Source organism: Corallococcus sp. AB032C (assembly GCF_003668935.1).
Lineage (GTDB): Bacteria > Myxococcota > Myxococcia > Myxococcales > Myxococcaceae > Corallococcus > Corallococcus exiguus.
On the sequence record NZ_RAWP01000214.1, the window covers coordinates 1 to 5,294 of the forward strand.

Consider the following 5,294-nt stretch of genomic DNA (forward strand, 5'->3'; position numbering starts at 1 on the left):
CGCCCCCCCGGCCGCGAGGCAGTCGGCCGCCTCCCCGCTCCTGCCCCCCGGTCTCCTGGAACGTCTGCTGGCGGAAGCCATGGGCCGGGGCGCGGACTTCGCGGAGGTGTACGTGGAGCGAACGTCCACCACCGCCGTGGTGCTGGAGGAGCAGCGCATCCGCAGCGCGCAGGTGGGCCTGGTGCAGGGCGTGGGCGTGCGGGTCATCGCCGGGGCCAAGGTGGGCTATGCCTACTCCGACGACTGGGACGAGGCCGCGCTCGTCCGCGCCGCGCGCACCGCCGCGATGATTGCCCAGGGCGGCGGCTCCGAGCGCGCCTACCCCGTCAAGCGCGTGCCGGTGCCCAGCCACTACCGCGTGGCCCAGCCGCTGGAGGACGTGGCGGTGGCGCGCAAGACGGCGCTCCTCACCCGCGCGAACACGGCGGCCCGCGCCTTCGACTCGCGCATCCAGCAGGTGAACGCGTCCTACGTGGATCAGACCAAGCGCATCGCCGTGGCCAACACCACCGGCCGCTTCAGCGAGGACACGCAGGACCAGTCCCGCATGAGCGTGCACGTGGTGGCGCTGGGGAAGAACGGCGAGCGGCGCACCGGCATGTACGGCAGCGGCGGCCGGGTGTCCTTCAGCTACTGGGACGGCGTGACGCCGGAGTCCGTGGCGGAGGAGGCCGCGCGCCAGGCCATCGCCACGCTGGGCGCGGTGGACTGCGTGGCGGGGCCGCAGACGGTGGTGCTGGCGCCGGGCTGGAGCGGCATCCTCCTGCACGAAGCCGTGGGCCACGGCCTGGAGGCGGACTTCATCCGCAAGGGCACGTCGCTGTTCGCGGGCAAGCTGGGGGAGAAGGTGGCCTCGGAGCTGGTGACGGTCATCGACGACGGCACGGTGTCCAGCGCGCGCGGCTCCATCAACATCGACGACGAGGGCGTGCCCGGCGAGCGCAAGGTCCTCATCGAGAACGGCGTCCTCAAGGGCTACCTCTATGATCAGCTCAACGCGAAGCTGATGAACCAGCGCTCCACGGGCAGCGGCCGGCGGGAGTCGTTCAAGAGCCTGCCCCTGCCTCGCATGACGAACACCTTCCTGGCGCCCGGCGACCACGCGCCGGAGGACATCCTCAAGGAGGTGAAGCGCGGGCTGTACTGCGCCACCTTCGGCGGAGGACAGGTGGACATCAGCAACGGCAACTTCGTCTTCGAGGTCAGCGAGGCCTACCAGATTGAAGACGGCAAGCTGGGCCGCCCGGTGAAGAACGCCATCCTGATTGGCGTGGGGCCGGAGGCGCTGAAGAACATCAGCCGCGTGGGCTGCGACCCGATGCCGGACCCCGGCATGGGCGTCTGCGTGAAGGACGGGCAGATGATGCCCGTGGGGGTGGGCCTGCCCACCGTGCGCATCGACAACGTCACCGTGGGCGGAACGAAGGTCGGCTGAGGACAACCGTGAACTACGAACAGCTCGCGAAGAAGGTCGTTCAGCGCGCCGTGAAGAAGGGCGCGAAGCAGGCGGAGGCGTACCTGGAGGTGGGCCGCCAGAGCAGCGTGCGCGTCCGCGAAGGGCAGATTGAGGACCTCACGGAGGCCACCAGCAAGGGCCTGGGCATCCGGGTCATCGTGAAGGACCGGCTGGGCTTCGCGTACACGTCCGACTTCACGCCCGCGGGCCTGGAGCGCGTGGTGGACCTGGCCGTGCAACTGGCGGAGGCCGCCGCGCCCAACAAGCTCAACGGCCTGCCCGGCGCGAAGGACCTGGGCAAGCGCGGAGACACCGGCATCCTCTTCGACCCCAAGGTCGCGAACCTGCCCGGGGACTGGAAGATCAACGCCGCGCTGGAGGCGGAGCGCGCGGGCCGGGCCCAGGACGCGCGCGTCGTCACGTTCGACTCCGTGTCCGCCGGTGACTTCGTGGCGGAGGTGTACCTCGCGTCCAGTGAGGGCACGTCCGGCGGCTACTCCGGCACGTACGTGTACCTGGTCGCGGTGCCGGTGGCGTCGCAGAACGGGCAGCTCCAGACGGGCTACTGGCTGGACTACAAGCGCTTCCTGGACGACCTGGAGTCGCCCGAGTCCATCGGCCGCGAGGCCACGAAGCGCGCCGTGCGCATGCTGGGCGCGAAGCCGGTGAAGACGCAGCAGGTGCCGGTGGTGTTCGACCCGCTGGTGGCCGCGAGCTTCGTGGGCAACCTGTCCCAGGCCGCCAACGGCAACGCCGTGTACCAGCAGTCCAGCGTGCTCGCGCCCCACCTGGGCAAGCGGCTCGCGGGCAAGCACGTCACGCTGGTGGATGACGGCCTGCTGCCCCGGGGCCTGGCCACCGCGCCGTTCGATGGCGAAGGCGTCCCCACGCGCCGCACGCCCATCCTGGATCAGGGCGTGCTGTCCGCCTTCCTCTACGACGCCTTCACCGCGCGCAAGGCGAAGGCGCGCACCACGGGTAACGCGTCGCGCGGCTACAACGCGCTGCCGGGCATTGGCACCACCAACCTCTACCTGGAGAAGGGCACGAAGACGCCGGAGGAGCTGATCCGCGAAGTGCCCCAGGGCCTCTACGTCACCGCCCTGCTGGGCCACGGCGCGGATCCGGTGTCCGGGGACATGTCCTGCGGGGCCAACGGCCTTTGGATCGAGAACGGTGAGCTGACCCACCCGGTGCAGGAGGTGACCGTCGCGGGCCACCTCCTCCAGATGTTGAAGGACGTGGACGCGGTGGGCAGCGACCTCCAGTTCCGGGGCGGCAGCGTGGGCGCTCCCACTGTCCGCTTCCGACAGCTCACCGTGTCGGGCGCGTAGCCAGCAGCGCCCGGTCGCCTACGCTCGCGGACCTCTTCCCAACGGTACGAGGTCCGCGCGCATGGCCGCGAAGTCCGCTCGCAAGTCCGCCCCCGCGAAGTCGAAGTCGGCCACGCCGCGCAAGCCGCGCCGCAAGAAGGCCGAACCGAAGTCGCGGGGCCTGAGCGCGGCGGAGGTGGCGAGCGAGGCCGTGGACTTCCCCGACACCCTCCTCCAGGCCGTGCGAGAGGACGGCGGACAGGTGCTGTCCGTCTACCGCGACCCGCTGGGCGGACACCCCGTCGTCTTCGCCGTGCTCCCCATCGACAAGGTGGAGCCCACGCCCTACCAGCGCGACCTGTCCGAGCCTCACGTCAAGCGGCTCGCCACCGCCATGGAGCGCCTGGACCGGTTCCTCGACCCCGTCATCGCGGTGCGCATGAACGGCCGCTACTGGACGCCCAACGGCAACCACCGCCTCAACGCCAGCAAGCTGCTGGGCGCGAAGTCCATCGTCGCGCTGCTCCTGCCGGACGAGGACGTGGCCTATCAAATCCTCGCCCTCAACACGGAGAAGGCCCACAACCTGAAGGAGCGCTCGCTGGAGGTCATCCGCATGGCGCGGGGCCTCGTAGGAGCGAACCGCCCGGGCAAGGAGTCCGCCTTCGCCCACCTCTTCGAGGAGCCCTCCTTCCTCACCCTGGGCGCCGCCTACGAGAAGCGCCCCCGCTTCTCCGCGGGCGCCTACCACCCCTTCGTCAAGGTGGTGGACGGCTTCCAGGACGTGCCTCTGCCACAGGCCCTGGCCGTGCGCGACACCCAGGCGGAGCACCTGCTGGAGCTGGACGACGCGGTGGTCTCCGTCGTCAACGCCCTCAAGGAGCGCGGCCTCCAGAGCCCCTACCTCAAGAACTTCGTCGTCGCCCGGCTCAACTTCCTGCGCTTCCGCAAGGACGGCCCGCCTCCCACCTTCGAAACCACCGTGCGCCGCATGCTGACCAGCGCCCTGCGCTTCAACGTGGACAAGGTGCGCCGCGAGGACATTGGCCGCATGGGCGGCGGCCCCATGGAACCGGACGAAGAGCAGGCCTGATGGGAATGGGGATTGCAGGGCAGTGTTGAGAGGCCCCGCACTCCCATGACATCTCCCACGGTCCTGGTCGTCGACGACGACCGCGCCAACCTTGATTCCGTCGCCCGCATCTTCCAGCGGGAAGGCTTCGCCACGCTGTCCGCCGCGCAGGGCACGGAGGCGCTGGAGATGCTCCGTCGCCCCGAGGTCAGCGTCATGGTCACCGACCTGATGATGCCCGGCATGGACGGCCAGGAGCTGCTCAAGGCCAGCCGCGCCATCCGCCCGGACGTGGAGGTGGTGCTGATGACCGCCTACGGCACGGTGGAGACAGCCGTGGCCGCCATGAAGGACGGCGCCTACGACTTCATCACCAAGCCCCTCAAGCGCCACGCCCTGGTGAAGGCCGTGCAGAAGGCGCTGGAGAAGCAGGCGCTCGTCCAGGAGAACACCTCCCTCAAGGCGAAGCTCGCGGAGATCAACCCCGCGGGCGGGCGCGCCATGGTGGGCCAGTCCCCCGCCTTCCGCGCCATGCTGGACACCATCCGCCAGGCGGCGCCCTCCACCGCCACCGTGCTGCTGCTGGGCGAATCCGGCACCGGCAAGGAGCTGGCCGCGAGAGCGCTGCATGAGCACTCCGCCCGGGCGAAGCAGTCCTTCATCGCCGTCAACTGCGGCGCCATTCCAGAGAGCATCCTGGAGGCGGAGCTCTTCGGCGTGGAGCGCGGCGCGTACACTGGCGCCGTCACCCGCCGCGAGGGCCGCTTCGAGCGCGCCAGCGGCGGCACCCTCTTCCTGGACGAGGTGGGCGAGATGCCCCTCGCCGCGCAGGTGAAGCTGCTGCGCGTGCTCCAGGAGGGAGAGCTGGAGCGGCTGGGCGGCACGCAGACGGTGAAGGTGGACGTGCGGCTGGTCGCCGCCACCAACAAGGACCTGCAGAAGGAGGTCGCCGAAGGCCGCTTCCGCGAGGACCTCTACTACCGCCTGCACGTGGTGGAGATCCGCGTGCCCGCGCTCGCGTCGCGCCGCGAGGACATCCCGCTGCTGGCCGAGGCCTTCCTGCGCCGCTTCTCCGCGAAGAACGGCAAGGTGCTGCGCGGCTTCTCCCCGGACGCCCTGGGCGTGCTGGAGAACTACGCGTGGCCCGGCAACGTGCGTGAGCTGGAGCACGCCGTGGAGCGCGCCGTGGTGCTGGCCCGTACGGACGTGCTGGAGGCCAGCGACCTGCCGGAGTCCGTGCGCAAGGGGCCCCTGGGCTCCGCCGGCCAGCTGGTCATCCCCATCGGGACCCCCATGGAGGAGATTGAAAGGCGCGTCATCCACGAGACCCTGCGCCACACCCGCGGGGACAAGACGCTCGCCGCCCGCCTGCTGGGCATCGCCGCGCGCACCATCTACCGCAAGCTCGAGCGCGAGCAGGGCGGCCCGGACGCGCCTCCAGCCCCCCCCTCCC

The 5,294-nt window shown here is 70.6% G+C and carries 4 protein-coding genes; all 4 read left to right on the forward strand.

What is annotated here, in order from left to right; genetic code table 11:
- The coding region (locus D7X99_RS41390) for a TldD/PmbA family protein (RefSeq protein WP_233614205.1) at nucleotides 1-1,435 on the forward strand (1,435 nt) is incomplete at its 5' end.
- A gap of 8 nt (nucleotides 1,436-1,443) precedes the next feature.
- Complete coding sequence (locus tag D7X99_RS41395) at nucleotides 1,444-2,790, forward strand: TldD/PmbA family protein (RefSeq protein ID WP_121782519.1); 1,347 nt, start codon at nucleotides 1,444-1,446, stop codon at nucleotides 2,788-2,790.
- 61 nt (nucleotides 2,791-2,851) lie between these two features.
- Complete coding sequence (locus D7X99_RS41400; protein ID WP_121782520.1) at nucleotides 2,852-3,862, forward strand: ParB/RepB/Spo0J family partition protein; 1,011 nt, start codon at nucleotides 2,852-2,854, stop codon at nucleotides 3,860-3,862.
- A gap of 45 nt (nucleotides 3,863-3,907) precedes the next feature.
- Nucleotides 3,908-5,294: sigma-54 dependent transcriptional regulator (locus D7X99_RS41405; protein WP_147476417.1), on the forward strand; the 1,387-nt coding region annotated here is incomplete at its 3' end.